Genomic DNA, 26,382 nt, shown 5'->3' on the forward strand with positions numbered 1-26,382 from the left:
ATGAAAATAATTGAAGGTGGCTTAGCCGCTCCACACGCTAAAATCGCAATCGTGATTTCTCGCTTTAACAGCTTTATTAACGAGCAATTATTAGCTGGTGCCGTTGATACCCTTAAACGAACTGGTCAAATTGCAGATGACAATATCACTGTAGTTCGTGTACCTGGCGCTGTTGAGTTACCACTAACTGCTAAGCGTGTTGCTGCATCTGAAAAATTCGATGCAATCGTGGCATTAGGTTGTGTTATTCGTGGTGGTACACCGCACTTTGAATTAGTGGTTAACGAATGTAATAAAGGGTTAGCACAAGTTTCTTTAGACTACAGTGTACCAGTTGCATTTGGTGTACTTTCTACTGACTCTATCGATCAAGCGATTGAGCGTGCTGGTACTAAAATGGGTAACAAAGGTAATGAAGCAGCTTTAAGTGCGTTAGAAATGGTTAACGTAATGGTGGAATTAGGATAATGGCAATGAAACCAGCTGAACGTCGCCGTGCTCGCCAGTTTGCAGTACAAGCAGTTTACCAATGGCAAATCACTCAAGCAGGTGTAACACAGATTGTAGAGCAGTTTGCAGTAGATCAAGATATGTCTAAAGCAGACGTACCTTACTTTAAAGAGCTGTTAATGGGTGTGGTTAAAAACGCTGATGCTTTAGATGATAAATTAGCACCGTATCTTTCTCGTAAAATTGACGATGTTGATATGGTTGATCTTGCTGTGTTGCGTTTAGCTATGTTTGAATTGACTTTCCGTACTGATGTACCGCATAAAGTGGTATTAAATGAAGCGATTGAACTAGCAAAAGACTTTGCTACTGACGAGTCATACAAATTTGTAAATGGTGTATTAGACAAAGCACTTCGTAGCTTAAAGTTACGTGAAGATATTGCTAAATAAACACTAATTACATTTTATATTGTTATTGAATCCAGTTATTTATAACTGGATTTTTTTGTTAAAAATATCATATCAAAGTCTATTAAATCATTAATCAACATAAGGAAAAACCATGAATAAAAGTTTAATGACTAATTTAATTGCTGCATTAATTTTAGTGATTGGCCTATTACTTGAGGAAAGCACTGCTTCTTCTATCTTAGTGATGGTGGGATTATTTGCCTTATCAGGTGCAGTCACAAACTGGCTTGCAGTATTCATGCTTTTTGAAAAAGTACCACTTTTATATGGCTCAGGCGTTATACCTGCTCACTTTGAAGAGTTTAAATCGGGTATTAGAAACCTGATGATGAAGCAGTTTTTTACCGCGCAAAATGTAGAGCGTTTTTTATCTGCAGGTAGCTTTTCATCATCACAATTAAATTTAGAGCCTGTGATCGAGAAAATAGACTTAAACCCAACTTATGATGGTTTAATTAAAGTGATCATGGAGTCTTCTTTTGGCAGTATGCTTGCTATGTTTGGTGGAGAAGAGTCTTTACAACCATTACGTGAACCATTTATTAAACATATGAAAAGCTCGGTTATTGAGTTAACACAATCTGATAAGTTTAATGAACTGTTGCAAAGTGAAATGGATCAACCTGAAATGATGAACAGTATTCTAACTAAAATTGAAAGCATCATTGAGCAGCGTTTAAATGAACTAACACCGCAAATTGTTAAAGAGATTATTCAAGCGATGATCCGTAAACATCTAGGCTGGTTAGTGGTTTGGGGTGGTGTATTTGGTGGCTTAATTGGTTTTATTAGTGCCTTGATTGTTGCATAATCAATTGCTTAAAGGTTATTTTATGATAGTGAGATAACCTTTTTCAATTATCCTTTCTATTCAATCTTCAGTCTCAATTTTTCCTAGCTATGTAAAACTACTTATAACTGATCCCTAGTTCTTTGTTCTAAATCTTATAGTTATATATTTAACATGATTAGACACTTTCCAATAAATCTGTCATAACTAATTATTAACTTTTTAAATAATAAGAGCTTAGTCATGATAAATACTGCTTATAATACGTATAAAACCTTTTTTTAACTAGCTTTGCATTAATAGCTTTTGCTGCGAACTCTGTTTTTTGCCGTTTAGCATTAGGAGACGAGCAAGTGGATGCAGGTAGTTTCACTGTGATCCGTTTGTTATCGGGCAGCCTGTTTTTAGGATTATTCTTGGCCGTAAAGCATTTTATTTTGATGTAAAAGATAACCAGAACAAAGAGTTAAAAGCAGAACAAATCAATACACAAAAGAGCCGAGGTAGCTGGCTAAATGCGTTGTGGTTATTTGTTTATGCTTTAACTTTCTCATTCGCATATATACAACTAGATACTGCAACTGGCGCTCTGGTTTTATTTGCTACAGTGCAAGTGACTATGTTGTTAACTCGTGTACTAAAAGGGCATTTATTAAGTCGTGCTGAGTTAATTGGTTTAATTTTAGCGGTTGCAGGCTTTGTATTCCTTCTAGCTCCGCAAGTATCTAGTCCTTCCCTAATCGCCTTTGTCTTAATGTGTGCTTCTGGTGTGAGTTGGGCATTTTATACGTTAGCGGGTAAAAAAAGCTTAGACCCTACATCGGATACGATTTATAACTTCTTCCGTACTACTCCTTTAATTATTATTTTTGCAGTGATAAATATCGATAGCACTTATTTAAGCTTTGATGGTGTTTTCTATGCGATTCTATCGGGGGTATTAGCTTCCGCCCTTGGTTATTTACTTTGGTATCAAGCCTTAACTAGCTTACGTCATAATGTGGCTGCAGTGGTACAGTTATTAGTGCCTGTTTTAGCAGCGATTGCTGGCTTTATTTTTTTAGGGGAACGTGTGTCGGCGGTGTTTGTCATTTCCAGTTTAATTATTCTAAGTGGGATTTTATTAGTGATAAAAAATCCTGACCTTAAATTTGCTGCAGTGGCGAATACGGGTAAATAAACTATAAAGTGGCTCTATCTCTAATCTTGATTAGAGCCATTTATTCTATAAAGTCCTTCGCTTCATTATTATCACACTTAACACAATTTAATTGATGTCCGATCATGCTTTTTCTTCCTTCAGTAGTGATCACCCACGGGCGCATTGTAAAAGGCGGCCTGTGTCGAACATGTTGAAAGTGGCCACAGGCTAGTTGCGCAACCCAATGGGCTTCGTGATCTTGATGATAACCAGTAATCGCTTGTTTCATCTGCTGTTTCCTGTTTAATATTATATTGTGCAATAAAAAAGCCTTAAGGGTTAACTTAAGGCTTTCTGTTGATCAGTATCTTAGCGTATTGCTATTACATAATACGTTGGCCTGGTTTCGCACCTGAGTCTGGAGTTAAGATATGAATATCTTCTCCGCCAGGACCTGCTGCTAATACCATACCTTCAGATAAACCAAACTTCATTTGGCGTGGTGCAAGGTTAGCGACCATCACTGTTAATTTACCTTCTAAATCTTCTGGTTTATAAGCCGATTTAATGCCTGCAAATACAGTACGTGTTTCACCACCTAAGTCTAACGTCAGTTTTAATAACTTATTCGCTTTAGGCACATGCTCTGCTTTGGCGATTAATGCTACTCGCAAATCTGTTTTAGCAAAAGTATCGAAATCAATTTGATCTGCGATTGGTTCTTTATCTAGCTCACTTTGACTTACTGCTTGTGTTGCTGCCGCTGCTTTTTCTTTTGCTGCTGCATCTGCCGCTGCACTTGCCTTTGAAGATTCAACCATTGCTTCAATGTTTTTTGGATCAATACGTTGGAACAATGCTTTAAATTTATTAATTTGATGGCCCGCTAACGGTGTCTTGATACTATCCCAAGTTAATGTTTCATTTAAGAAAGCTTCACTGCGCTCCGTTAGTTTAGGCATGATAGGCTTCAGGTAAGTCATTAGCACACGGAACAGGTTAATACCCATTGAACAGATATCTTGTACCTCTGCTTCTTTACCTTCTACTTTAGCTAATGCCCACGGTGCTTTTTCATCAATGTACTTATTAGCAATATCAGCTAATGCCATGATTTCACGAATAGCACGTGCAAATTCACGTTTCTCAAATTGCTCGGCAATAGACTCGCCTGCGTCAACAAACTCTTGGTATAAAGCAGGTTCAGAAACCTCTGCAGATAGTTTTCCATCGTATTTTTTAGCAATGAAGCCTGCTGTACGTGAAGCTAGGTTGACTAATTTGTTCACCACGTCAGAGTTAACACGTTGTGCAAAATCTTCTAAGTTAAAGTCTAGATCATCCACACGAGAGGTTAATTTCGCAGCGTAATAGTAACGTAAACATTCTGGGTCTAAGTTTTCTAAATAGGTGCTTGCTTTAATGAAAGTACCTTTTGATTTAGACATCTTCTCGCCATTAACGCTCACATAACCGTGAACATTAACACCCGTTGGTTTACGGAAACCTGCACCTTCTAACATCGCTGGCCAGAATAGACCGTGGAAGTTGATGATATCTTTACCAATGAAGTGATATAACTCAGCAGTGCTGTCTTTTTTCCAATAATCATCAAAGTTAAGATTATCGGTACGGTCACACAGGTTTTTAAAGCTACCCATGTAACCAATTGGTGCATCTAGCCATACGTAAAAGAATTTACCCGGTGCACCTGGGATCTCAAAGCCAAAGTAAGGAGCATCACGAGTGATATCCCAAGCTTTTAAACCACTTTCAAACCATTCACCCAGTTTGTTGGCTACTTCGCTTTGTAGCGCGCCAGATTTTGTCCATTCCACTAACATGTCTTGGAATTGTGGCGCATCAAAGAACAGATTTTCAGTATCTTTCATGACTGGTGTTGCATCAGACACGACTGATTTTGGATTGATCATTTCAGCTGGGCTATAAGTTGCACCACATACATCACAGTTATCGCCGTATTGATCTTCTGCTTTACATTTTGGGCAAGTACCTTTTACAAAACGGTCAGGCAAAAACATCTCTTTTTCTGGGTCGTATAACTGAGAAACCACTTTTTTAGTGATGTAGCCGTTATCACGCAATGCTAAGTATACTTGTGATGATAAGGCTTTGTTTTCTTCTGAATGTGTTGAATGATAGTTATCAAAGCTGATATTGAAACCAGCAAAATCTTTCTCATGATCCGCTTGTACGTCAGCAATAAGTTGCTCAGGGGTGATGCCCATTTCCTGAGCTTTTAGCATGATAGCCGTACCGTGTGCGTCATCAGCACAAACAAAATGAATATTGTTACCACGTAAGCGTTGGAAACGCACCCAGATGTCAGCTTGTACATGCTCAAGCATATGCCCTAAATGGATAGGACCATTTGCATAGGGAAGGGCGCAGGTAACAAGTATATTACGGTCTTGATTAGCCATTTATTTGGGATTCCTTAAGTCTAGGCGAATTTTTTTAAGCCCATAATTCTACCCAAAAAACACCAATAATCCCACTCTTATCTATTTCTGTTAGCGTCATCCTGTTGAAATAGTTAAACACTGTTTTATTCCCTTTATGGTATTCGGTGATTGAACTCATCATCATCTGTTAATTTTCAATTAATAATACAGTTCATTGCTTTTTAATCAGGATGATTTATCTGTTTAATTTGATAGACTAATCAATCAATGTAGATAAGAGGTTGTATATGCTGTTTAAAAAGAAAATCAATCAACAACAGGTGTTAGATTGCTTAGCACAATGTATCGAGCCCGAAGTATTTAACAAATTACAGCAACAATCCCTCGTGAGCATTAATGTCGATACGGCTGAAGTTATACTCTGTTTGCCATTTCATGCGCCTATATGGTTAAACAATCTAAAAACACAGGCTGAAAAGCCTTTAACAGCACTGTTTAAACAATGTCCTGTGTGGACGATCAGTTATAAAGTGCCTGTTTTTGAGCATAAAAAAGCACCTAAACAGAATGCTAACATTAAAAACATTATTGCCATTTCTTCTGGTAAAGGTGGTGTAGGCAAATCGACAGTGAGTGTTAATTTAGCCTTAGCATTGGCTAAAAATGGTGCCAAAGTTGGTTTGCTTGATGCGGATATTTATGGCCCATCAGTGCCTACCATGCTGGGTGAAAAAACGACTAAGTCAACCTCTGCAGATGGCAAACTATTACAACCAATCTCAGCACATGGCATTGTATGTAATAGCATTGGTTTCTTAATTGAAGATAAAGATGCCATGGTATGGCGTGGGCCGATGGCTAGCAAAGCACTACAGCAAGTATTAAACGAAACAGACTGGCCTGAACTGGATTACTTGATTGTTGATATGCCACCTGGTACTGGCGATATCCAACTAACCATGTCACAAAACGTGGCATTAACCAGCGCAGTGATAGTAACAACACCGCAAGATGTGGCATTAATCGACGCTAAAAAAGGCGTGACTATGTTTAATAAAGTGGATGTGAAGGTCACTGGTTTGATTGAAAATATGAGTCTCTATTCTTGTGTTAAATGTGGTCATCAAGAAGCTATTTTTGGGACGGGAGGTGGTAAAAAACTAGCAGAGCAATTTAATTTAGCTTTTCTAGGCGAATTACCTTTGCATATTCAATACCGCGAAAATACCGATCAAGGTTATCCGACAGTTGCTAAAAATGAACAGGCTGAATTAGTTGTACCTTATTTAGCATTAGCGGAATCGGTTGCTATTAATTTGTTCAAAGATTTACCACCCACGATTGAGCAAATTAAAATTACAGAGCTTAAATAATACTGATATAAGCTGAGGATTAAGATGGCTGAGATTACTTTTTCAAGCGCGCAAAAAGCAGCAATACTCGAACAAATACAAGCCTATTTTGAAAAAGAGCTGGACCAAGAGCTGGGGCAATTTGATGCGGAATTTTTGTTAGACTTTTTCAGTGAAAAAATGGGCGGATATTATTATAACCAGGGTTTAAATGATGCGAGAACGTTATTAGATGATAAACTCGATGCGATTACCGAATCCTTTTATGAGCTTGAAAAAGTCACTGAAATCACTGGAAAATATTAAGCCAATTTACATGGCTTAATCGACCTAATTTAATGTTAAGAAGAAAAAATAATGTCAAATAGACCCTTAATCGAAGAGCTAACACAGGCTTTACAATGTTTACCTAGTGTCGGCCCCAAATCAGCGCAACGTATGGTTTATCATTTGTTAGATAAAAACCGTAATGGTGCACTTAAATTAAGCGATGTGTTAGCAAGAGCGGTTACAGAAATAGGCCATTGCCAACAATGCCGAACCTTTACAGAAGAAGAGCTCTGCTCTATTTGTAGTAATCAAAAGCGCAATGATAATGGTGTGATTTGTATTGTTGAAATGCCCGTTGATGTGGTGGCCATTGAGCAAACTGCTTTATTCTCTGGCACTTACTTTGTGCTAATGGGGCATCTATCACCATTAGATGGCGTAGGTCCTGAGCAATTAGGTCTACACTTACTTGAGCAACAGATGCAAAAAGGCAATATTACTGAAGTTATTTTAGCGACCAATCCAACAGTGGAAGGTGAAGCGACTGCTTATTACATTGCTGAAATGGCAAGAAAGCAAAAAATTCAGGTGAGTCGCATCGCACATGGTGTACCTGTGGGTGGAGAGCTTGAATTTGTGGATAGCACGACCTTGTCTCATTCTTTTACTGGACGCTCAATGCTATAGATGAAGATAGTATGATTACCGTCGTTATTGAGAAAGTATTTAAGGTTTCAAAGGAAAGAGATGCCAAGCAATCAAAAAGGACCTTTTAAAGGCTCTGACCAAGCACATTCGGAAATACAGGATTCGTTAGCCCGATCTATTTTTAATACCTTAATTGCTAATCGAATCCCTATTTCTATTGCTGATAAGCTATCTCATCAAGCTGCTACAAGAGTGGATATGGTCACGCTTTATAGCGTGGTTGCACAAGATATTCAATCTCAACACCAGCCAAAACAACGCATTCTAGACAGAACCATAGTGCATATGTTTGAGATCCTATTTCGCTTAATTAATGCACCAGGTGAAGACAAAAAGTCGCCTACGGAGTTTTTTAATTTAGTACCTCGTGGTGAATGTTTAGATCTATTTTTACAATTGGTGAAAGAGTATTGTATGGGAGATATTGAGATACAAGGCTATACGGCTAAAATAGAGCCATTGACTCAGCAATACAATAAAGCAGGTGTGATTGATTGGGATCGTTTGTATCAAAGTGAGGCATTTAAAGGGTACTTATCCGGACTTCTTAAATTGATTATGACCCATTTAAAAGAAGATAAAAAGCCTATTCCTGCCTTAGAAAATCGCATCCCTACGCATTTTCAACCCTATAGAATTAACTCTTTTTTAAACCAAGTATGTAAATTAAATCAAGCTGGCCGAATCGGCTTAAGCATGTGATTGGTATTACTTATTCATAGCGCATAAAAAAAGCGCTAGCTTGTCCATCAAGTTAGCGCTTTTTTTGTATCAGTTAAAAACTACATTGTATTTATACCAATCACACTAAGTAACCGATCTAGTTTACTTGTTAAAATAACTTATTTCTTCGTTGTAATTTTCGTAAATAGCACAACTGTTTATCTCAAATTACGCCTTGAACTAAGTCATTTTTCCTTCGCAAAATTTAGAACACTTATTTAATGCAACTGGTATTATCAATTATTTTTGAAATTGGTTAGTACTAAAGCGAGTTAAACCTTGTTTACCATTAGCAGGTTTAGTCCCAAATTTGGGTTTAGGCTTGCGTCTGTTATTTGTCGCTGCTTTACCTTGATTTTTTGCTGTCCCTTTATTGCCTTTTAAAGGTGCTTTGGCTTTGTTAGCGTTTCTGGTAAGCACTTCAGCGCGTGTTTCTTTTGGCACTAAACAGCTTGCTTTGCTACCAATCAAGGTCTTATCTAATCCCATTTTGACTAAGGCTTCACGAATAATTGGCCAGTTAGCTGGATCATGGTAACGCAATATCGCTTTATGTAATCGACGCTGAATCGTTCCTTTTGGAATGGATACTGATTCACTGTTTCTTTTTACATTACGCAGAGAGTTGATCTCTGTGTGATATAAGGTTGTTGCGTTAGCTAACGGCGAAGGATAAAAGTTTTGTACTTGATCCAATTTAAAATCATTCTCTTTTAACCACATAGCTAGATTGATCATGTCCATATCTGTTGTGCCAGGGTGAGCTGAGATAAAGTATGGGATCAGGTATTGTTTTTTACCGGCTACTTTAGAGTAATGATCAAATAATTCTTTAAATTTGTCATAGCTGCCCATACCCGGCTTCATCATTTTATTTAATGGGCCTTCTTCAGTATGTTCTGGCGCTATTTTCAAATATCCGCCAACATGATGCGTTGCCAGTTCTTTAATGTACTCAGGATCTTCAATAGCTAAATCATAACGTACACCTGAAGCAATCAATACTTTCTTAATGCCCGGTACTTTACGAGCAGCACGATATAACTCAATGGTTGGTGTGTGGTCTGTATCAAGGTGACCACAAATCGTTGGCCATACACAAGAAGGTTTACGACAAGTTGCTTCTGCTTTTTCACTCTTACAACGTAATTTATACATATTTGCCGTTGGACCACCAAGGTCTGAAATGACACCAGTAAACCCAGGTACTTTGAGTTTAATGTCTTCAATTTCATTGATAATGGATTCCTGTGAACGACTTTGTATGATACGGCCTTCATGCTCTGTAATACTACAGAATGTACAGCCACCAAAACATCCTCGCATAATATTGATGGAAGTTTTAATCATATCGTAAGCAGGAATTTTGGCATTACCATAACTCGGATGCGGAACGCGGGCATAAGGTAAACCAAATACACCATCCATTTCACTTTCTTCTAATGGTGTTGCTGGTGGATTTAGCCAAATTGCGCGATTACCGTGCTTTTGCATTAATGCTTTAGCGGAAGTTGGATTCACTTCTTGGTGAAAAATACGTGATGCATGGGCATACAGTATTTTATTCTCTTTCACTTGTTCGAAAGTCGGTAGATTAATATAAGTGGTAGACCACGCTTTTGATTTCTCTATCCATCTTTTTCACGCTCTTCTTGTGGCGTGCTTTTGTGTGGAATCATCTGAATAACTTGTGCTGTTTTAGTCACATCAGATGCTTCATCGACGACATCCTCATCTTTTGCGGTATCACATTTCTCACTCAAATCCTGATATGGGCTTGGGATTGGATCTATCTTGCCAGGTTTATCAACGCTACGAGAGTCTATACCTGTCCATCCTGGTAGGGCGCTATTGGTTAAAAATGCACTGCCACGTACATCAGTAATCGTTTTGACGTCCTCACCTTGTGCAATACGATGTGAAATTTCAATGAGTGGACGCTCAGCATTACCATAAATCAATAGGTCTGCTTTTGAATCGAACAAAACAGATTGACGTACTTTGTCTGACCAATAATCATAATGTGCGATACGGCGTAAACTTGCTTCAATACCACCAATAATAATTGGCACACCTTTATAAGCTTCTTTGCAGCGTTGTGTATAAGCTGTTACTGCACGATCAGGACGTTTACCACCTTCATCATTTGGTGTGTAGGCATCATCGTGTCTTAGTCTTCTTTCAGCCGTGTAGCGGTTGATCATTGAATCCATGTTACCGGCAGTCACACCAAAATATAAATTAGGTTTACCTAATTGCATAAACGCATCTTTTGAGTGCCAATCAGGTTGCGCAATAATACCGACTCTAAAACCCTGAACTTCAAGCATTCGGCCGATCACAGCCATTCCGAAACTAGGGTGATCCACGTAAGCATCACCTGTTACTAAAATAATATCGCAACTATCCCAGCCAAGCTGTTTCATCTCTTTACGAGACATAGGTAAAAAGGAGCGGCCTTGGCAGAAGGTTCGCCTCTATATTTTGGGTATGAAAACAAATTGCGGTCTTTGGGGGTAGTTATTGGCTTCAAGAAAAATAATCTCTAGTATTGGAATGTTAAATTGTGTCTATTATACCATAGAGTTTAACAAAGTTGTTTGTTGTGATTGTTAAATAAAGTGGCAAATATAAGGGTTAACCAGTTGAAGTTAAAAATCAACTGGTTAACTATTTGGGAAGGGGAGGTTAACCTAACGGATCGGCTAATTTTGCGATTAATTGACGGGATTCAGGTTTCACAGAAGTCAGCATCACATCGATCACATCACCTAGTTGTAATTCTACTTGTTCGCCTACTTTAACAACTCCTTGCTCACGCATACATTCTATTTTTTTAGCATCATTATTAGTCTTGCCTAACAAACTACTTGGAATAAAGAAGGTTGCGCCATTTTCTTGAACTCGAACACGACAGCCCGCTTTAACGATATCAAAAATCTCTGCTTTGTAACGCCAATCCGAGTTTTCTTGGTCTTTTAAATAATTACAATACAACAAATTATTAACATCTCGTTCCGCCATACGTTGCGATTTACGTGCTTCATTTAAATGAATACCAATATCAGGGTCAACAGGGCTAGCTGCTTGTTCAGTTAATACCGATTTAATTAAACGGTGATTGATTAAATCGCCATATTTACGGATCGGAGATGTCCAAGTCGCATAATGTGCAACGCCCATTGTAAAATGAGGAGCAGGGGTTGCGCTAGTATCGGCATAGGATAAAAGGCGACGTAGTCTATGCTCTAAATATACATTATGTAATTTAGCAACCTGTTGACGCATATCTACATAACCGCTTAATGTAGAGAGAGCTTCTGCTTTGACCTCAATACCATATTCAGCTAATAAGCTAACGGCTTTATTAATACGATCGCTAGCAATACCTGAATGTACGTTAAATACACCCGCTTGTTTATGTTTTGCTAAAAAGTCACCAGCACAAACATTTGCAGCTATCATTGATTCTTCCACTAAGCGGTTAGCACTACGACGTGGTTCACAAAGCACTTCATACACTTCACCTTTATTATTCAGTTTAAGTGTGTAATCCGGTTGATTCTTCATGACAATGGTGTTTTCACAACGCCATTGGTGACGGGCTGTGGTTGCTGCATCAAGTGTTTTTAATAGCTGGCTTAATTCTCGGTTAGGCTTCCATTGTCCATCACTTAATTCTTCACTTTCTAAATACGTTGACACATCGTGATAGTTGAGGCGGTAGTGCGATTTTATCCAGGCAGCAAAAAAGCGCGGCTCTTGGGTGATTTTACCTTGCTTATCAAAGTGTATGGTACAACAGATAGTCGCGCGCTTTTCACACTCTTTTAAAGAGCATAAACTATCACTCAAGTCGCGCGGTAACATAGGTACATTGAAGTTGGGGAGATATAAGGTAAAAGCACGTTGCCAAGCTTCTTTATCCATCTCTGTTTGTTCTGGTATATAAGCAGAGGGATCTGAAATCGCAACAGTGAGTGCCCAGCCTTGCGCATTTTCTTCAATGTACAAGGCATCATCCATGTCTTGGGTATTAACACCGTCAATAGTAAAAAAGGGCGTTTTAGTGAGATCTTCACGTTCTAATTCAGGATCGATGACTTGCCATGGATGATCAAACTCAGGTGCTTTGTTAGGTAGATTATGTGTTGCTACGGCAATCATACGGTAGGCAAAAGGGTCGTTATACTCTGCGATTTTTTCAATGACCTCCACTAAGAAGCCGTTATCTTTTAATGCGTGACCCAATAGTTTTACCTTAACCCAGTCACCGTCATGGTAGCCTTGATTAGCTAATTGCATTGCTCCTTTTATTTTAAAAAAGCCATTAATCAGAGGATTATTTGCTTTAATCGATACGCGTTTTGTACTTATCGATAACTGTGCAACGAACTCAGAAACCTCTGTTTGTTTTAACTCAACAGGTGTTGCGGTTGATTTATCACCATTTTCTTGAATGGTCGCGCTGATGCGATCGCCGTGTAATACTTTTTTCATTTCGCTTGGGGCAATAAAAAAACGTTTACCTTTATCGGTTTCTAAAAAGCCAAATCCACGCTCTGATGCTTTGACAATACCAGTACGTTTTGGCGTATTGTCTTGCATTGTTTGTTTAAGTTGATTAAGTAATGGATTGTCTTGAAACATGCTGAAACCTTTAATGAATTGCAATAAATAAGGTGTTTAGAGAGAAAATTTTATCAATAATAAAACTGAAATAATAAATGCATTAATATCTATAAACTTATGCTGCGATAGTAAAGGTGATTGCCCGTTAATTAAAGGTTGAACTGCTGAATTCGTGAAATTTAAATAGATTTATAAAAAAATAAAAAAAAGACTTGGCTTTTTTCTCAACTTGTATATTATACGCCTCGTTCTGCGGAGGGGTGGCAGAGCGGCTGAATGCACTGGTCTTGAAAACCAGCGAGGGTTAATAGCTCTCCGAGAGTTCAAATCTCTCCTCCTCCGCCACATTAAGAAAAAAGGCTTCTCATTGAGAAGCCTTTTTTCGTTCTAACCTATTGTCTTATATACTTCATTTCCTTATCTCAAAATAGTTTTCCAAAACATATAACCTAAACTATTGCTCCTTAAGCATTCCTTAAAGCACCTAATTAATTACCTCAACATGATTTTCAAATTATATATTTCCCTTTATTTAGTTTTAGAGGTTAGTTTCTATTGGCCCTTACAAGATAGAAAACAAGTTGGGGGACGCTTATGGATTCAATTAAATGGTTGTGTTGAATAAGTTAACTAACTTTTTAAAGTTGTAGTAAAGATAACAGGCTGATTTTTATATGGTTGTGTTTATTTAACGATCAACTCAATCACTAAAAGCACTAATTAGTTTGAAAAGTAAGCACTTGCACTTTTTTTTGTAAAAAGAGCTTGGCTTTTATCTCAACTTCTATAATATACGCCTCGTTCTGCGGAGGGGTGGCAGAGCGGCTGAATGCACTGGTCTTGAAAACCAGCGAGGGTTAATAGCTCTCCGAGAGTTCAAATCTCTCCTCCTCCGCCACATTAAGAAAAAAGGCTTCTCATTGAGAAGCCTTTTTTCGTTTCTGCAATCATTATAATTCCTCTTTCAACACCTTTAACTATTGTGCTAATACCAATCACACTAAGTAACTGATCTATTTTACTTGTTAAAATAACTGACTCCTTCGTTGTCATTTTCGAAAATAGAACAACTATTTAAGTATTAACATTTTTTAGTTAATTCTCCGTCAGACTATATGACGAAGTTAATCATCGAGAGGTTTAAATGACGCCTTGAACTAATACCAATCATAGTAAGTAACTGATCTATTTTACTTGTTAAAACAACTTATTTTTTCGTTGTAAGTTTCGTATAGGGAACAACCATTTACATCAAATTATGCCTCAAACTAAGCCATTTTTTCTGCACAAAATTTAGATCACTTATTTAATGCAATTGGTATAATTCAGGCTGTTAGATAGCTGTTATCTTCCTCTTTTGTGCTGACAATATTAAAGCCACTGTGCTTGGTGGGTTGTTCGTCACCCATATTGCCGTTTACAAAGCGGCAATCACTGCCTATACGGCAAGTTAAGAGGAATAATTTGTTTATCATTGCCCTTGGGTGACAGTGCTAACCCCTTAATTAATTATTTTTTGCTAAAAAAAGAGGAAAATTTCGGTATTTTTCTACCGCTTTATGAATATTTAACTACTATTAAAGGTATAAATATCGCTTTTTACTTTTATTTTTAATAATGGCATAAAAAATGCTCTTGTTTAGTTTGTTAGCGATAAGTTTTTTTAAAATAAAACAGAAAAAACTTAAGTTTTTTATTTTCCTGTCGATAAATTGACGTGGACATTGAATAAATTAGAGGGATTTATGACAAATATTGGCATTAATCAATACAGTACTCATCTTAAGGTTGCAACACCTCAACATGCACAAACTAAAGACGCAGAGGCTGCTAAAGAGTTAAAAGCTGTTACACCAACAGAAAATAACCATGTTGAGTTATCAGCTAAGGCAAAAGAGTTGTCTGCAGCAGAGAGGACAAATACGCCTGTATCAGAAGAAGAGAGCACAAGTAAAGTTGAGTCTTTTGCTCATGGTATGCTAGGTATGGACCATCCTGAAAAAGACAAGGAAGAAGCGGATGACAGTTATTCTGCTGGTCAATTCTTAAAAGGTGCATTATCAGTGGGTGCTTTATTATTGGCTGTAGTTTAATGCAAGCAACATACAACGCTGATCAATGTGCTGAGAGCATTTCTACAGATGGCTTGCTATATAAGCTTACTGTAGAGTTGCTTTGCGCATTTTTGTAGGAAAATAATGCTTTTTGTTATGTGTTAAGTCTGTCAATTTAATGTCATCTTTATTACTGTTGGTATTTGTAAGTCATGCGGATTAACCTGTTTTTTACATAACCTTTATTATTCAATCCATTAACAGGTTTAATGTCCTCAATTATTTGCTAACAAAGTATTATACCAATCACACTAAGTAACTGATCTATTTTACTTGTTAAATAACTGACTCCTTCGTTGTCATTTTGTCTATAGAACAACTATTAAAGGCATTAACCTCCTTTGGTTAATTCTCCGATAGACGATTAATGAAGTTAATCGTCGAAAAGGCTTAAATGAGGCCTTGAGTTAAGCTGTTTTTCCGGCGCAAAATGTAGAACACTTATTTAATGCAATTGGCATTAAACTAAATCATTTTTCCTGAAACTCGACTTTCTATTTTTAAATTTAATGCTACTGAGGGTTATTTCGCGACTAATAGAGCTGTTTTACTCATTAATATAACTGTTTAAAGTAGTTAGGCTGTTAATCAAAGTATTTTCTCTAGCTTAAACCTAACCAATATATTTCATGTAAATGCACATAAAATCACCTCTACTTGCTTCAAGTTCAATCTGCTTGTTTATTCTCATCAACTTTTATTTTTTCTTTTATGTTTATGGCATGGATTCTGCTTTATCTAAGTATATTCACAGTGATTATTACTTTAAGTTTGTTTATTTACGCTATTAATTTAATAAATGTCATAAAAATGGCGTTAAATATCAAAAAATCGACACAAGCTTTATCAAGTTATCGGCAGCACCAGATACTTCGAAAATTTTGGCTGTATTCATATTAAACACTATTTTATTTTAAGGATTAAAATAATGAAAAAGTCCATCTTAGCGTCTCTCATTGTACCTGCATTAGTTGTTGGGTGTGGCTCAGGCTCTTCTGGCTCTAGCGCCCCAACATATCAGTGGCAAGTGCTGCAATTAAAATCTGTTAGTGAAAGTTCACTGGATAGTAAGTGTATTATTTATGCTGATTCAGATTTGAATGATGGTGAAGTGATCACCGCTTATGTCGCTGAAGATGATTATAATATTCTTTATCATAATGCTGATGGTAGCATCGCAGAAACGTATGAAGGAGAGGATATTACTAATGGGTTGTTTACCATTACCAGTACTGATGTACCTGACGATGGCTATGTCACACTTGAAGAAGTAGAAAGCTTAACCGGCGGTGACCGAGGTAGCTATATGTTTAGTGTTCAGAAAGATCTGCTTGATGATATGGTATTAAATATTACTCAAGAGCAAGATGGGGCTTGTTATACTGGCAGTGATTATCGAGAGACTGCATCAGGCACTGCGTTAGTAAATGTTGGACAAGCCAGTGTAGACACTTCTTATTACCAAAGTAGTTATGATGTTGATTCAATCTCGGGCAATATAATTGCTAGTAATATTCCAGTTGATTCTCCATATCCTGCTTCACGTGATGTATTAATCACAGCATATGATGATTATGATTCAACTACATTACAATATAGTGCTTTAACAACTTGGAAGTTTATTGATCCTGAAAATCTTTATGAAGATGAAGACGATGCGGGCTATGATATGACATCAACGCTTTCTAGCTTATATTTAACCGACCTTTATTGGTCTAGCACTGACACTGTAGAGTTAGACAGTGATAGCGGTATTATTGCTGTGCATGATGATCAAAGTTATTTTTGGCAGCCTATTTATGATGACGTCGAATTATTGAAATTAGCCTATGATACATCAGAGGTTTCGTTATGGAGCGGTTACTTATCGGGGACAATCAGTGATAATGAGTGGTCATTTACCAGTTTCACTGAATTAGATGACGTGACCTTCCTGGATTTAGCTGCGTTTCCGTCAGTTGATACTTTAGATGATGTGACTGTGAGCAGTACATGTAGTATCGCAGATGCTTTTTGTATCGATACAAACGGGAGTTACAGTAGTGATGATTTTGATTACCAACGTGTACACTTTCGTTTAGATGAAGACAGAACATCGTCTTCAAGTAATATCTCTTACCAATCTATTTACTCGTTAGCCAATGAAGAGCCAGTAGTATTGGAAAGCAGCTTATTTGGCTATGATGACCCTAATTTATCTCGTGTTGAAATTAATTTGGTGAGTTCTGATGCTGATGAATCAGATGTGATTCAATATTTAATGACAACCAATGTCGATTTAGTTGATTTAGGTGAATACAGCGCGTCTGATTTTGTTGACGATGCTGCTGCAACGGAGTTTTATAGCGACTTAAATGGATTAATTACAACGACGTCTGAAACAGAAGAGCTATATCAAGCAATGTTAGAGAGTAATACCACCACATTAAGTAATGCTTACGAATTATAATAAAGCAGTTTGAGTCCTTTAGCCCTGCCATATAGCAGGGCTTTTTTTATATAAGGTCTATCTTATTTTTCATTTCCATTAACTCGCACTGGAGCTATTTAACTACAACCTAGACTAGCAGTTAATCCACCCAGTTGACCTTCAACTGAACTTTCTTTATAGGAAGCTAAAGACGGCATAATATCTAATCCACTTCGAGATTCCACTTCATCAACGGTCACTTCTGTTGTACAAAAATCATCGGCACGAGCGGCGCTTTGTTCCATAATAAAAGCGGAAGCTTCTACCCAGCCATTAACATCAGTGATCACTACTTTGAAGTAACCGCTTGGGATGGTATGTGTTTCGTCAGCTTCAGGCAACTCACCAAAGGTCCACTCATATAAGGGGCCACTGACTACGTAAACATCTTGTCCAGCAGAGACCATACTTCTCACTGCACTTTCTAAGTCTACCCAAGGACCTTGGTTTAAAGTGGAAGATTGTGGCGTAATGTTTGATAAGTAATTAAGCATTGCCCAATCATCTGTATTACTAAATGAAGCTAATGGTACTTGGTGACCTCTATCTGTTGATAAAATAGCATTCGCATCCGTGTAGTCACCGGGCTCTAATGTGTCTGCTGAATCAATGTCTGGGTCAGCTTTCCAGTATCGTGAGCGAGATGGGCCATCAATCGTTTCACTGGTTACATTATAAGCAACCCAATCTGCAAATTTTGTATTTGCATTATTGCTTAATGTGTAAATTGAACGTTCGATCTGCTCACCTGCAACACCCGTTGGGCAATCATAAACACAATTGTCTGCGAGGCTCACGCTACTCCATAATGTGGCGATGATCATGGCGGTTGTTTTCATTTTCATGGTATATCCTTATAGATTGTTTTAGTGGAAGAATATTTGTACAGGTAAAAGATGCCATTGCGGTTACATTTATATAAATGTTTAATTAAAAAGGTATAATTTAAATATTCTGCAGGAGATTTAAAGGCTGGTTTGTGCGCTCATTACACTAAATAATTGCTCTGCTTTATTTGTTTAAGTAAGCTGTTATAAAGGTCATGTTAAGAATGCGACATGCAGCCTACTTAGCGAATACAAGCGTGGATAACTAGGTTTGGCCGGTCTCATCTGATTGTGCCGTGTAATATAATGTAAGGTGACACATTTGAACCTATTGATTGATCAACTGTCTATTGAATTACACGTTAACTTACGCTTTATATTTGGAGTTTTTATGCGATTATTAACTTTAGTAGGGATTCTTGGCTTATCTCTCTCACTCACTGGCTGTGGCTTTTTTCATCATCATGGCGGTGGTGGAGGTGGTGGTCAGCAAGGTGGTGGACATAGCCAACAACACGACCGCCATTAACAATACCAATCAGACTGGGATCTATTTCAGTTGTTAAAATAACTTATTGTTTTGTTGTAAATTTTGTAAAGGGGAAACCCTCAAAGAATGAATAGGTTTTGGTTAACTATCAAACTGACGGTTAACGAGGTTAATCTTCAAAATACCATTTATGCCTGATATTAAGTCATTTTTCCTGCGTGAAATTTAGGTCGCTTATTTACTATCATTGGTATAGCAAAATAAAAGGGGCGAGTACTCGTTGACTCGTCACTTTTTAGCTTACTTTTTCACCATACTAGGTATTACTTTTTCCTCATTGGGATCAAGAAAAGCTCATTCTGGCCCTAAGCAGGCTGGAAATTTGCTTGCATAATGAATCCACTAAAAATTAACACTTTTTATAAGCGTTAATATGGACTTGATTATGTAAGGTAATACAACATGAATACAGAGATTCATCCGGCCCTCGTTGGCTCACTTAGTTCTACCGCTCCTTCTGAAGAAGTAATCAACTTCAGCCCTGGTCCAACTTCTCTTCCAAAAGCGGTTGAAGCACAAATTGCAGCTAGTTTTAATCAACCTGGCTTTACATCGCTATCGATATCCCATCGTGCGCCTGAATTTTTGGCTATTTTGGATCACGCAGTCAGTACGGCTCGTGAAGTAATGGAAATACCTGAAGAATATGAAATACTGTTCACGCATGGTGGTGGCCATGGTCAATTTGCAGCGTTACCATTGAATTTATGTGCCGAAGCGTCTGATATTGCGAGTTATGTGGTTAATGGTACTTGGTCTGCACGTGGTCGAGATGAAGCTGATAGATATTGTAATGTTCATACTATCGATGGACGCGATCCAGAAACAGGGAAATTTACTACTTTTCCAGAGTTAACTGAGGCCAATGTTAATGCAGAGAGTAAGTATCTTTATCTTTGTTCTAACGAAACGGTAAACGGCATTGAGTTGCATCGCTTGCCTAAATTACCTGAATCATTAAAACATATTCCATTAGTGGTGGATGCAAGTTCTGATTTCAGCACCAAACCCATTGATTGGCTTGGTTGTAACAGTAGGTGTCCTATTTGCTTGTGCATCAAAAAATATCGGTCACCCAGGTTTAACGATGACGGTTGTACGTAAAGATTTATTAGGTAAAGCATCACCGCTTTGTCCGGGGGTCTTTAATTACACAACTAATAGTGAAGCGGGTAATCTTTGGAATACACCAGCTACATTTAATATCGAAGTAGTTGGAATGGTAATGGATTGGTTAGTCAAAGAAGGCGGTGTGCATGAATGTGAACGCCGTTCTATTGCTAAATCAAATGCGTTATATGACGTAATTGATAAGTCCAATGGTTTCTACGCAACACCTGTGACTAATACAAGCTTACGTAGTCGCATGAATGTGCCTTTTAACATTGCTGGTGGTGATGAGGCTTTAACCAATAAGTTTTTAATTGAAAGTTGGGATAAAGGCATGGTGGGTCTTCGCACTCTGACGCCTTTTGGTGTAGGCGATTACCTACGTGCAAGCTTATATAATGGGGTGACCGTTGATGAAGCAAAAAGATTAGCTGCATTTATGCACCGTTTCCAGATAGAAAATAGTTAATTGCACACGTTTTATTTTAGCGGTTGTTATATGGATAATATAATAGCCGTTATCATTTAAAGGTTACCTTCATTCCTCTTCACACCCATCTTCTTTTTATGATCAATTTGCCCTGGAGTGATCCATTTGGTTACTGTTTGTTTTTTAAAAATAGTTATGACTAACATCACTTATAAATCAAAAAATCTATTTATTTATAGATACAAACGTTATATATTAAGAGTTGATAAAGTAAGTTTACTATCAATAAAGAATCACTAAGTGATCGTAATTTATTCTAGCTAATATTTTGTGTTAGGTAGAAATTAATGAATTTCTTGCTATTTAGCATAACCACACTAATTCATAGGTTAATACCAATCATATTAATTAAATGATCTCTTATATTGATCAACCATTAGATTATTTATTTAATATTGTCGGTCTCATTTATTGGGTTAAATCACTTATTTTATTGTTGTTACTTTTTATGCTATCAACAAAGTTAGTAAAAAGTTATTTCCCTTCTTAAATGACTCCCTGTCATGAATGTAATTCGAATTGGTCTATACTCAGTTTATTACTCTTTATTTATTTAAGGACTTTGTATTTTATATACTATTGATAACTCAACAAACTTATACTTTTTACCTTTAGCTGTAGATATTAACTTTTATGCTTGATAATAGTAAAACATTGCTAGCAATGCTCACTGTCTACCGAGGCAGTGTCAATATGGTGACAAAGTGTAATGAAGCCTTTACTGAAATGTCGGGTTTCTCTTCGTCTGCGATACAAAACTCGCAATTATCAGATAAGTTAGTATTAGCAGAGGATGCTAACTATGACAGCTTAGATGACTTATTTAATTGTGCATTACGTTATGAAGATGGTGTTTTCTGTGATGCTAAATTGTTCAATCAATTCCATTATGCAGTCAGTGTAAAGCTGCATTGTGTATATCAAGGTTGTGATATATTCGCTTTGTATTTTAGTGTATCTGAAAATAAGTCAATTGATCCTATCACTAAACTACCAAATGGTTGGGCACTAATTTCACGTGTTAATTATTTGTTGGAAAATAATCGAATAGCACTGAAAAACATGGTGTTATTAGTTTTAGAAGCCGATAATTTTTCTGCTATTAATTTTCGTTACGATTATATGGTTGGTGATCAATATCTGACATTGTTAGGTGAGCAGTTACAGTTTTTATTAAAAAGCTTTGGTTTTGTTATCCGTTTTTCTAATGCTAAATACGCCATTTTAATTGAAGATAATGAAGATTTACCAGAGCCAGTACTCAGGAAACGTATTGAGCTTATTTGTCAAAATTTATGTTTTGCACTAACTAAACCTATAGTTATTTCAGAGCAGTTAGCCATTAGTAAATCATTTAGTATCGGGGTGAGTTCTCCTGGGTATCAATACCATTGTTACCACTCGATGCAGATTGCCGCCGAAACAGAAAAACAAAAAGCTAAAAAATACAGTATTAATAATTACTTTATTGCCTCACCTGAGCCTAAAGAAGACTTTTTGAGATATAAATTGATCATAGAATCATTACCGCAAGCTATGTCAGAAGAAGTCATCGAAGTTCATTATCAACCTCAATATGATATGAAGACAAAAGTCTTAGTTGGTTTAGAAGCGCTCTCGCGTTGGACAGATGCTACTCTTGGGGTTATTCGTCCTGATATTTTTATAGCGATTACTGAAGATATTGGCTTACATTTTGAGTTTGATCTCATGGGTGTTTGAAAAGGTCTGTAAGCAGGCCGCATTATGGCAAAAACAAGGCCTTAATGTTCCTAGAATTGCGATTAATATCTCCTTTAAAACAATGGAAATGACAACTTTCATCGAACGAATTCGAGATATATTGTTAGTGACTAGTTGTCCGACCCATTTTATTGAGTTAGAAGTAACAGAAACAGCCTCCATTAATAACTCTAAAATGCTTTCTGAGAATATGTTACAAGTAAAAGCATTAGGTATGCATATTGCTGTTGATGACTTTGGCACAGGTTACTCATCATTGAGTTTGATACGTACCTTCCATAGAAGCATTGATAAATTAAAGCTAGACAGAAGTTTAGTTGATAAGGTTTGCTATACTGAGTTAGATACAAATTTTATTAAGCATATTATTGAATTAGGAAGAATATTAGATGTAAGCGTGTTAGCTGAAGGCGTAGAAACAAAGCAGCAGCTAGATTTATTAATTGAATTAGGTTGTGATTATGCTCAAGGTTATTACTTCTCAAAAGCATTACCTTTGACTGAGATCATTGACTTAATTGAACATGATACGAGTCTCGTATAATTTAACAATATATAGATATTTATCTGATAATTAATTGTTTCTAAAACGTAAAAGATCCATGGACTTGTGTTGCTCATTGACTATGAATGCAGTAACCTAACTAGGTTAATTAGTTTTAGTGATAATCCATTTAAGAGATTGTTACTAGTTACTTTTTTGTTTCACTAGACTGTTATGACAATTAACAGTGATTACTGTAAGGAAATAAAATGACAGAGATTGATATTGGTATTAGTAAAGAAAACCGTTCAGAAATATCTGAAGGTCTAAAGTGTCTTTTAGCAGACTCTTATACTTTATACTTACAAACACATAACTTTCATTGGAATGTAACTGGTCCACAGTTTCGTGAATTGCATTTAATGTTTGAAGAGCACTACACAGAGCTTGCAGTTGCAGTTGATGATATTGCAGAGCGTATTAGAACGTTAGGTGATGCCGCACCAGGTACTTACAAAGAGTTCGCAAGACTTAGCTCTATCGAAGAAGTTGAAGGTGTACCAAGTGCATCTGATATGGTTTCTTTATTGACTAAAGCACATGAACAAGTTGTTAAAACGTCTCGTAAAGTATTAAAAGTTGCACAAGAAGCTGACGATGAGTCTACTGCATCTTTAGTATCTGACCGTATGCGTATCCATGAGAAAACGGCTTGGATGTTAAGAGCGACTAAAGCGCTATAATTTAGTCTGCCTAGACAAATAATAAGCGTGTGGTCCTCATGATCACACGCTTTTTTACTTTAAAAAGTATGCCTATGATATCAAAACTGCCTCGTTGGGTTGAATCTGGTGCATTTATACTTGCGTTAATCGCAGGATTTATCAATTCAATTGGCCTGTTAGGCTTCCAACATCAAGCTATTTCTCACCTTTCTGGTACTGCAACGCAATTTGGTACAGGGTTGATCACAGCCTCTTTTTCAAGCAGCTTACACCTTTTATTGATTCTCATTAGTTTTGTTATTGGTTCTATTATTTCAGGGTACTACCTAAAAGGTGGCTCATTAAAGTTAGGGCGAAGGTATAGCGGGTTATTATATCTAGAAGCGCTGTTGCTATTAGCCGCTATTTTCTATTTATCAGATCAAGGTAGATTAACAGGTCATTATTTTGCTTCTGCTGCCTGTGGTTTACAAAATGCTTTAGCGACGACTTATAGCGGGGCTGTAGTTCGAACAACCCATATGACAGGGATTTTTACTGACATTGGCATTATGGTCGGCGCTAAATTGCGTGGTGAAGCTTTTGATAAACGAAAGTTACTTCTTTTTATTGATTATTACAGGGTTCATTAGTGGTGGGGCATTGGGCGCTTATTTTTTCGAGGTATTTTACTTTCAAGCATTATTTATTCCAGTGGTTATTTGTACGTTATTAGCCTTCTCATACTCAATGTATAGCATGAAAATGAATCGATAAATGAGATACTATGCTTGGCATCGCTTCATTAAATAATGTAGCGATGGTTAACTATTTTGGGGTTAAAGGCGCTTGTTTATTCACCTTTAACTGACATTAGTATTTCTAGTGCTCGTTGTCGCTGCTGAGGATCATATAAGTCATTAGTAAACATAAATTCATCTACATTGAACTGTTTCGTAATCATCTCTAATTTATGTTTAATACTGATTGGCCCGCCAATCACACTTAAACTCAGAAAGTTTTCTACTTGTGCTTTTTCTTGTTCCGTCCATAACCCTGTCATTGAATCTACGGGTGGTTTTAACCAAAGCGCTTGTCCACGCATCAGTGCTAACACTCTTTGTTTGGAAGTACTTGATAAATATTCAGCTTGTTGATCTGTTTCAGCAGCAACAACCGGTAAAGCCAGTATAAAATAGGGCTTATCTAAGATCGCAGAAGGTTTAAATTCTCGTCGATATAATTCAACCGCTTGTTGTAAAAAGCGTGGAGCGAAATGCCCAGCAAAAACATAAGGTAACCCTTTGTCAGCAGCTAACTGTGCACTGAATAAGCTCGAGCCTAATAACCAGATAGGCACATTAGTATTCTCGCCAGGAATCGCACGTACTGCAGAATTACTCTTATGTGGACCTAATAATCGTTGTAATTCACTAACTTCTTCAGGAAAACGTTGTGCTCGTTGCGGGTCGCTATTTAAGGCTTGGCTGGTCATATTATCACTGCCAGGTGCTCGACCCAGACCTAAGTCTATACGACTAGGGTATAAACTCTCTAAAGTGCCAAATTGTTCAGCTACTACCAAGGTGGAGTGGTTGGGGAGCATGATACCACCTGATCCAACGCGAATACGTTTAGTTTTACCGGCAATGTGTCCTATTAAAATACTGGTAGCGGCGCAGACAATGCCCGGCATATTGTGGTGCTCTGCTAACCAAAATCGATGGTAGCCCAGCTGGTCTGCTTTTTGTGCATACTGTGTTGTATTCGATAAGGTTTGCGACACACTGGCATCTTGTTGCATTGGCGCAAGTTCTAATAAAGAGAAAGGGATAGTAGATAACAAGTTAGCACCTCTGAGAAAAGGGAAAAATAAGGCTATAGAATAAAAATCATAACACTTATATAAACTAAATTATCTGATTTCTCGCCAGTTTACGCCTGCAAAAATATATCATGAATAGGCGGGGACTATTCAATGATGATCTTTATTGGTTATTTAGTGTTGGCTGACTGGATACGTTGTAATTTGTAGTTTTCAGAATCAACACCTTGTTTCCAATAGCCTGAGGCGACAATCTGAGTTCGTGAAACTTGGTATTGTTTGGCGAAAAATTGTTTTAGTTCACCCATTAACCCTGCTTCAATTGCCATAAATACAATAGTGTCAGAAGTTAATGCTAATCCCGTTAACGCCTTGGCAACACTTTCGTTAGGTGTTGTTGTCACTAACCAATTTACTGGACGTTGAGTATCTAAATCAATTTTATCTTGCGCACTCGGAATATGTATTAACGTATCTATATGCGCGCTTGCAGGTAATTGTTTTAGGTAACCTTTGATCGCATTCACTGAGGTTAAGTCGCCAATGAGTACATAATGTGCTTGTGTAAAGTCATCTAGCTTTTTAGGTCCAGGTCCTGCAATTGCTAATCGGTCGCCTATTTTAGCAGTTTGAGCCCAGTCAGTTGCTGGACCTTGGTGCATGTTAATAACAAAGTCTAAGGTTAACGCGCCTGTTTCTTCATTTACATCTTGAATGGTGTAAGAGCGCATCCAAGCATTTTTCATCTCTATCTCACTGGTTAATTCTGGTTCTTTAGCAAGCAGTACTTTGACATAGTTGCCTATTAAAGAGGAATTAAAACCTTTGAATTCCTCAGAACCAATGACAATACGTTGTAAATGAGGAGTGATTTGTTGCGTACTTAATACGTTTGCTTGTCGGATTTGTTTGCGCATATTATTCCTTATTGGATTTATAGTAGCTGCTATTTCAATGTTTTTTGAAATATAACTGGTTATCTTAAACACGGATATTTTTCAGTGTAAAACGCAATAACTATATTTACGATGACACTTGTGATATAGTTGATAATATCAACAATATCATTTTAATTGATTTTGTCAACCATTTTGAGGTGG

General features: G+C 37.2%; 22 protein-coding genes, 2 tRNA genes and 2 pseudogenes. 19 read left to right on the plus strand and 7 right to left on the minus strand.

What is annotated here, in order from left to right; translation table 11 throughout:
- The 4 genes from ribH (at nucleotide 1) to ACLKL2_RS00095 (ending at nucleotide 2,893) form a co-directional block, all read left to right on the plus strand.
- Entirely contained in the window at nucleotides 1–468 is a 468-nt protein-coding gene (gene ribH / locus ACLKL2_RS00080) for a 6,7-dimethyl-8-ribityllumazine synthase (protein ID WP_413692913.1), read from the plus strand.
- Between the two features lie 5 nt (nucleotides 469–473).
- Nucleotides 474–902 carry a transcription antitermination factor NusB gene (gene nusB, locus ACLKL2_RS00085; RefSeq protein ID WP_413694374.1) on the plus strand — a complete coding sequence of 143 codons (429 nt, stop codon included), beginning with the start codon at nucleotides 474–476 and terminating at the stop codon, nucleotides 900–902.
- Between the two features lie 112 nt (nucleotides 903–1,014).
- The gene (locus ACLKL2_RS00090; protein ID WP_113818778.1) at nucleotides 1,015–1,734 is read left to right on the plus strand and encodes a DUF445 family protein; all 720 of its coding nucleotides are present in this window, start codon (nucleotides 1,015–1,017) and stop codon (nucleotides 1,732–1,734) included.
- 499 nt (nucleotides 1,735–2,233) lie between these two features.
- Nucleotides 2,234–2,893 (plus strand): DMT family transporter, encoded by a 660-nt coding sequence (locus ACLKL2_RS00095; protein WP_413692914.1) that lies wholly within the window; start codon nucleotides 2,234–2,236, stop codon nucleotides 2,891–2,893.
- A gap of 40 nt (nucleotides 2,894–2,933) precedes the next feature.
- On the opposite strand, the gene ACLKL2_RS00100 is transcribed toward ACLKL2_RS00095, so the two are convergent.
- Together ACLKL2_RS00100 and metG are read right to left on the minus strand one after the other, a co-directional pair.
- Nucleotides 2,934–3,143, minus strand: a complete 210-nt coding sequence (locus ACLKL2_RS00100) for a DUF3565 domain-containing protein (RefSeq protein ID WP_413692915.1) — start codon at nucleotides 3,141–3,143, stop codon at nucleotides 2,934–2,936.
- Between the two features lie 94 nt (nucleotides 3,144–3,237).
- A complete protein-coding gene (metG, locus tag ACLKL2_RS00105; RefSeq protein WP_413692916.1) occupies nucleotides 3,238–5,298 on the minus strand; it encodes a methionine--tRNA ligase in 2,061 nt (686 codons plus the stop codon).
- A gap of 269 nt (nucleotides 5,299–5,567) precedes the next feature.
- Between metG and apbC the strand changes: the two genes are divergently transcribed.
- The 4 genes from apbC to ACLKL2_RS00125 are packed head-to-tail and all read left to right on the plus strand — an operon-like array spanning nucleotide 5,568 to nucleotide 8,312.
- On the plus strand, nucleotides 5,568–6,653 hold the full coding sequence (apbC, locus tag ACLKL2_RS00110; RefSeq protein WP_413692917.1) for an iron-sulfur cluster carrier protein ApbC: 1,086 nt from the start codon (nucleotides 5,568–5,570) through the stop codon (nucleotides 6,651–6,653).
- Between the two features lie 24 nt (nucleotides 6,654–6,677).
- The gene (locus ACLKL2_RS00115; protein ID WP_413692918.1) at nucleotides 6,678–6,938 is read left to right on the plus strand and encodes a DUF2164 domain-containing protein; all 261 of its coding nucleotides are present in this window, start codon (nucleotides 6,678–6,680) and stop codon (nucleotides 6,936–6,938) included.
- 51 nt (nucleotides 6,939–6,989) lie between these two features.
- Nucleotides 6,990–7,589 (plus strand): recombination mediator RecR, encoded by a 600-nt coding sequence (gene recR / locus ACLKL2_RS00120; RefSeq protein ID WP_113818784.1) that lies wholly within the window; start codon nucleotides 6,990–6,992, stop codon nucleotides 7,587–7,589.
- Between the two features lie 60 nt (nucleotides 7,590–7,649).
- Nucleotides 7,650–8,312: a hypothetical protein gene (locus tag ACLKL2_RS00125; RefSeq protein ID WP_413692919.1), complete on the plus strand. Its 663-nt coding sequence runs from the start codon at nucleotides 7,650–7,652 to the stop codon at nucleotides 8,310–8,312.
- Between the two features lie 261 nt (nucleotides 8,313–8,573).
- On the opposite strand, the pseudogene ACLKL2_RS00130 reads toward ACLKL2_RS00125, so the two are convergent.
- Together ACLKL2_RS00130 and ACLKL2_RS00135 are read right to left on the minus strand one after the other, a co-directional pair.
- Nucleotides 8,574–10,833: pseudogene (locus ACLKL2_RS00130) on the minus strand (YgiQ family radical SAM protein).
- Nucleotides 10,834–11,021: 188 nt separating this feature from the next.
- Nucleotides 11,022–12,983 (minus strand): exoribonuclease II, encoded by a 1,962-nt coding sequence (locus ACLKL2_RS00135; RefSeq protein ID WP_413692920.1) that lies wholly within the window; start codon nucleotides 12,981–12,983, stop codon nucleotides 11,022–11,024.
- 236 nt (nucleotides 12,984–13,219) lie between these two features.
- On the opposite strand from ACLKL2_RS00135, the gene ACLKL2_RS00140 reads away from it, so the two are divergent.
- The 4 genes from ACLKL2_RS00140 to ACLKL2_RS00155 all read left to right on the plus strand — a co-directional run bounded on the left by ACLKL2_RS00140 (nucleotide 13,220) and on the right by ACLKL2_RS00155 (nucleotide 17,528).
- A tRNA-Ser gene (locus ACLKL2_RS00140) sits at nucleotides 13,220–13,310 on the plus strand.
- Nucleotides 13,311–13,772: 462 nt separating this feature from the next.
- A tRNA-Ser gene (locus ACLKL2_RS00145) sits at nucleotides 13,773–13,863 on the plus strand.
- 847 nt (nucleotides 13,864–14,710) lie between these two features.
- Nucleotides 14,711–15,058 carry a hypothetical protein gene (locus ACLKL2_RS00150; RefSeq protein WP_413692921.1) on the plus strand — a complete coding sequence of 116 codons (348 nt, stop codon included), beginning with the start codon at nucleotides 14,711–14,713 and terminating at the stop codon, nucleotides 15,056–15,058.
- Between the two features lie 949 nt (nucleotides 15,059–16,007).
- Nucleotides 16,008–17,528 (plus strand): hypothetical protein, encoded by a 1,521-nt coding sequence (locus ACLKL2_RS00155; protein WP_413692922.1) that lies wholly within the window; start codon nucleotides 16,008–16,010, stop codon nucleotides 17,526–17,528.
- A gap of 98 nt (nucleotides 17,529–17,626) precedes the next feature.
- On the opposite strand, the gene ACLKL2_RS00160 is transcribed toward ACLKL2_RS00155, so the two are convergent.
- Complete coding sequence (locus ACLKL2_RS00160; protein ID WP_413694375.1) at nucleotides 17,627–18,388, minus strand: DNA/RNA non-specific endonuclease; 762 nt, start codon at nucleotides 18,386–18,388, stop codon at nucleotides 17,627–17,629.
- A gap of 310 nt (nucleotides 18,389–18,698) precedes the next feature.
- Here ACLKL2_RS00160 and ACLKL2_RS00165 point away from each other — a divergent pair, with 310 nt between their 5' ends.
- From ACLKL2_RS00165 to ACLKL2_RS00195, 7 genes and pseudogenes are all read left to right on the plus strand, one after another.
- A complete protein-coding gene (locus ACLKL2_RS00165) occupies nucleotides 18,699–18,905 on the plus strand; it encodes a hypothetical protein (protein WP_413692923.1) in 207 nt (68 codons plus the stop codon).
- Nucleotides 18,906–19,328: 423 nt separating this feature from the next.
- Nucleotides 19,329–20,030 carry an aminotransferase class V-fold PLP-dependent enzyme gene (locus ACLKL2_RS00170; RefSeq protein WP_413692924.1) on the plus strand — a complete coding sequence of 234 codons (702 nt, stop codon included), beginning with the start codon at nucleotides 19,329–19,331 and terminating at the stop codon, nucleotides 20,028–20,030.
- The gene (locus ACLKL2_RS00175; protein WP_413692925.1) at nucleotides 20,014–20,505 is read left to right on the plus strand and encodes an aminotransferase class V-fold PLP-dependent enzyme; all 492 of its coding nucleotides are present in this window, start codon (nucleotides 20,014–20,016) and stop codon (nucleotides 20,503–20,505) included. Before ACLKL2_RS00170 ends, ACLKL2_RS00175 begins: the two co-directional genes overlap by 17 nt.
- Nucleotides 20,506–21,159: 654 nt before the next feature.
- Nucleotides 21,160–22,248 (plus strand): diguanylate cyclase, encoded by a 1,089-nt coding sequence (locus tag ACLKL2_RS00180; protein ID WP_413692926.1) that lies wholly within the window; start codon nucleotides 21,160–21,162, stop codon nucleotides 22,246–22,248.
- Nucleotides 22,223–22,813 carry an EAL domain-containing protein gene (locus tag ACLKL2_RS00185; protein ID WP_413692927.1) on the plus strand — a complete coding sequence of 197 codons (591 nt, stop codon included), beginning with the start codon at nucleotides 22,223–22,225 and terminating at the stop codon, nucleotides 22,811–22,813. Before ACLKL2_RS00180 ends, ACLKL2_RS00185 begins: the two co-directional genes overlap by 26 nt.
- Nucleotides 22,814–23,022: 209 nt before the next feature.
- Entirely contained in the window at nucleotides 23,023–23,496 is a 474-nt protein-coding gene (locus ACLKL2_RS00190) for a Dps family protein (RefSeq protein ID WP_113819174.1), read from the plus strand.
- A gap of 74 nt (nucleotides 23,497–23,570) precedes the next feature.
- Nucleotides 23,571–24,234 (plus strand): annotated as a pseudogene (locus tag ACLKL2_RS00195) (YoaK family protein).
- A gap of 76 nt (nucleotides 24,235–24,310) precedes the next feature.
- Here ACLKL2_RS00195 and ACLKL2_RS00200 read toward each other — a convergent pair.
- Nucleotides 24,311–25,303 (minus strand): LLM class flavin-dependent oxidoreductase, encoded by a 993-nt coding sequence (locus ACLKL2_RS00200; RefSeq protein ID WP_413692928.1) that lies wholly within the window; start codon nucleotides 25,301–25,303, stop codon nucleotides 24,311–24,313.
- Nucleotides 25,304–25,452: 149 nt separating this feature from the next.
- A complete protein-coding gene (locus ACLKL2_RS00205) occupies nucleotides 25,453–26,199 on the minus strand; it encodes a siderophore-interacting protein (RefSeq protein ID WP_413692929.1) in 747 nt (248 codons plus the stop codon).
- Between the last annotated feature and the right edge of the window lie 183 nt (nucleotides 26,200–26,382).

This window comes from Psychromonas sp. KJ10-2 (assembly GCF_047323255.1).
Lineage (GTDB): Bacteria > Pseudomonadota > Gammaproteobacteria > Enterobacterales > Psychromonadaceae > Psychromonas.

Coding starts and splice junctions, on each gene's coding strand:
- ACLKL2_RS00205 (WP_413692929.1), bottom strand. CDS start 26,199: ATGCGCAAACAAATCCGACAAGCAAACGTATTAAGTACGCAACAAATC.
- metG (WP_413692916.1), bottom strand. CDS start 5,298: ATGGCTAATCAAGACCGTAATATACTTGTTACCTGCGCCCTTCCCTAT.
- ACLKL2_RS00135 (WP_413692920.1), bottom strand. CDS start 12,983: ATGTTTCAAGACAATCCATTACTTAATCAACTTAAACAAACAATGCAA.
- ACLKL2_RS00125 (WP_413692919.1), top strand. CDS start 7,650: ATGCCAAGCAATCAAAAAGGACCTTTTAAAGGCTCTGACCAAGCACAT.
- ACLKL2_RS00100 (WP_413692915.1), bottom strand. CDS start 3,143: ATGAAACAAGCGATTACTGGTTATCATCAAGATCACGAAGCCCATTGG.
- nusB (WP_413694374.1), top strand. CDS start 474: ATGAAACCAGCTGAACGTCGCCGTGCTCGCCAGTTTGCAGTACAAGCA.
- ribH (WP_413692913.1), top strand. CDS start 1: ATGAAAATAATTGAAGGTGGCTTAGCCGCTCCACACGCTAAAATCGCA.
- apbC (WP_413692917.1), top strand. CDS start 5,568: ATGCTGTTTAAAAAGAAAATCAATCAACAACAGGTGTTAGATTGCTTA.
- ACLKL2_RS00150 (WP_413692921.1), top strand. CDS start 14,711: ATGACAAATATTGGCATTAATCAATACAGTACTCATCTTAAGGTTGCA.
- ACLKL2_RS00155 (WP_413692922.1), top strand. CDS start 16,008: ATGAAAAAGTCCATCTTAGCGTCTCTCATTGTACCTGCATTAGTTGTT.
- ACLKL2_RS00170 (WP_413692924.1), top strand. CDS start 19,329: ATGAATACAGAGATTCATCCGGCCCTCGTTGGCTCACTTAGTTCTACC.
- ACLKL2_RS00190 (WP_113819174.1), top strand. CDS start 23,023: ATGACAGAGATTGATATTGGTATTAGTAAAGAAAACCGTTCAGAAATA.
- recR (WP_113818784.1), top strand. CDS start 6,990: ATGTCAAATAGACCCTTAATCGAAGAGCTAACACAGGCTTTACAATGT.
- ACLKL2_RS00160 (WP_413694375.1), bottom strand. CDS start 18,388: ATGAAAACAACCGCCATGATCATCGCCACATTATGGAGTAGCGTGAGC.
- ACLKL2_RS00090 (WP_113818778.1), top strand. CDS start 1,015: ATGAATAAAAGTTTAATGACTAATTTAATTGCTGCATTAATTTTAGTG.
- ACLKL2_RS00180 (WP_413692926.1), top strand. CDS start 21,160: ATGCTTGATAATAGTAAAACATTGCTAGCAATGCTCACTGTCTACCGA.
- ACLKL2_RS00175 (WP_413692925.1), top strand. CDS start 20,014: ATGACGGTTGTACGTAAAGATTTATTAGGTAAAGCATCACCGCTTTGT.
- ACLKL2_RS00115 (WP_413692918.1), top strand. CDS start 6,678: ATGGCTGAGATTACTTTTTCAAGCGCGCAAAAAGCAGCAATACTCGAA.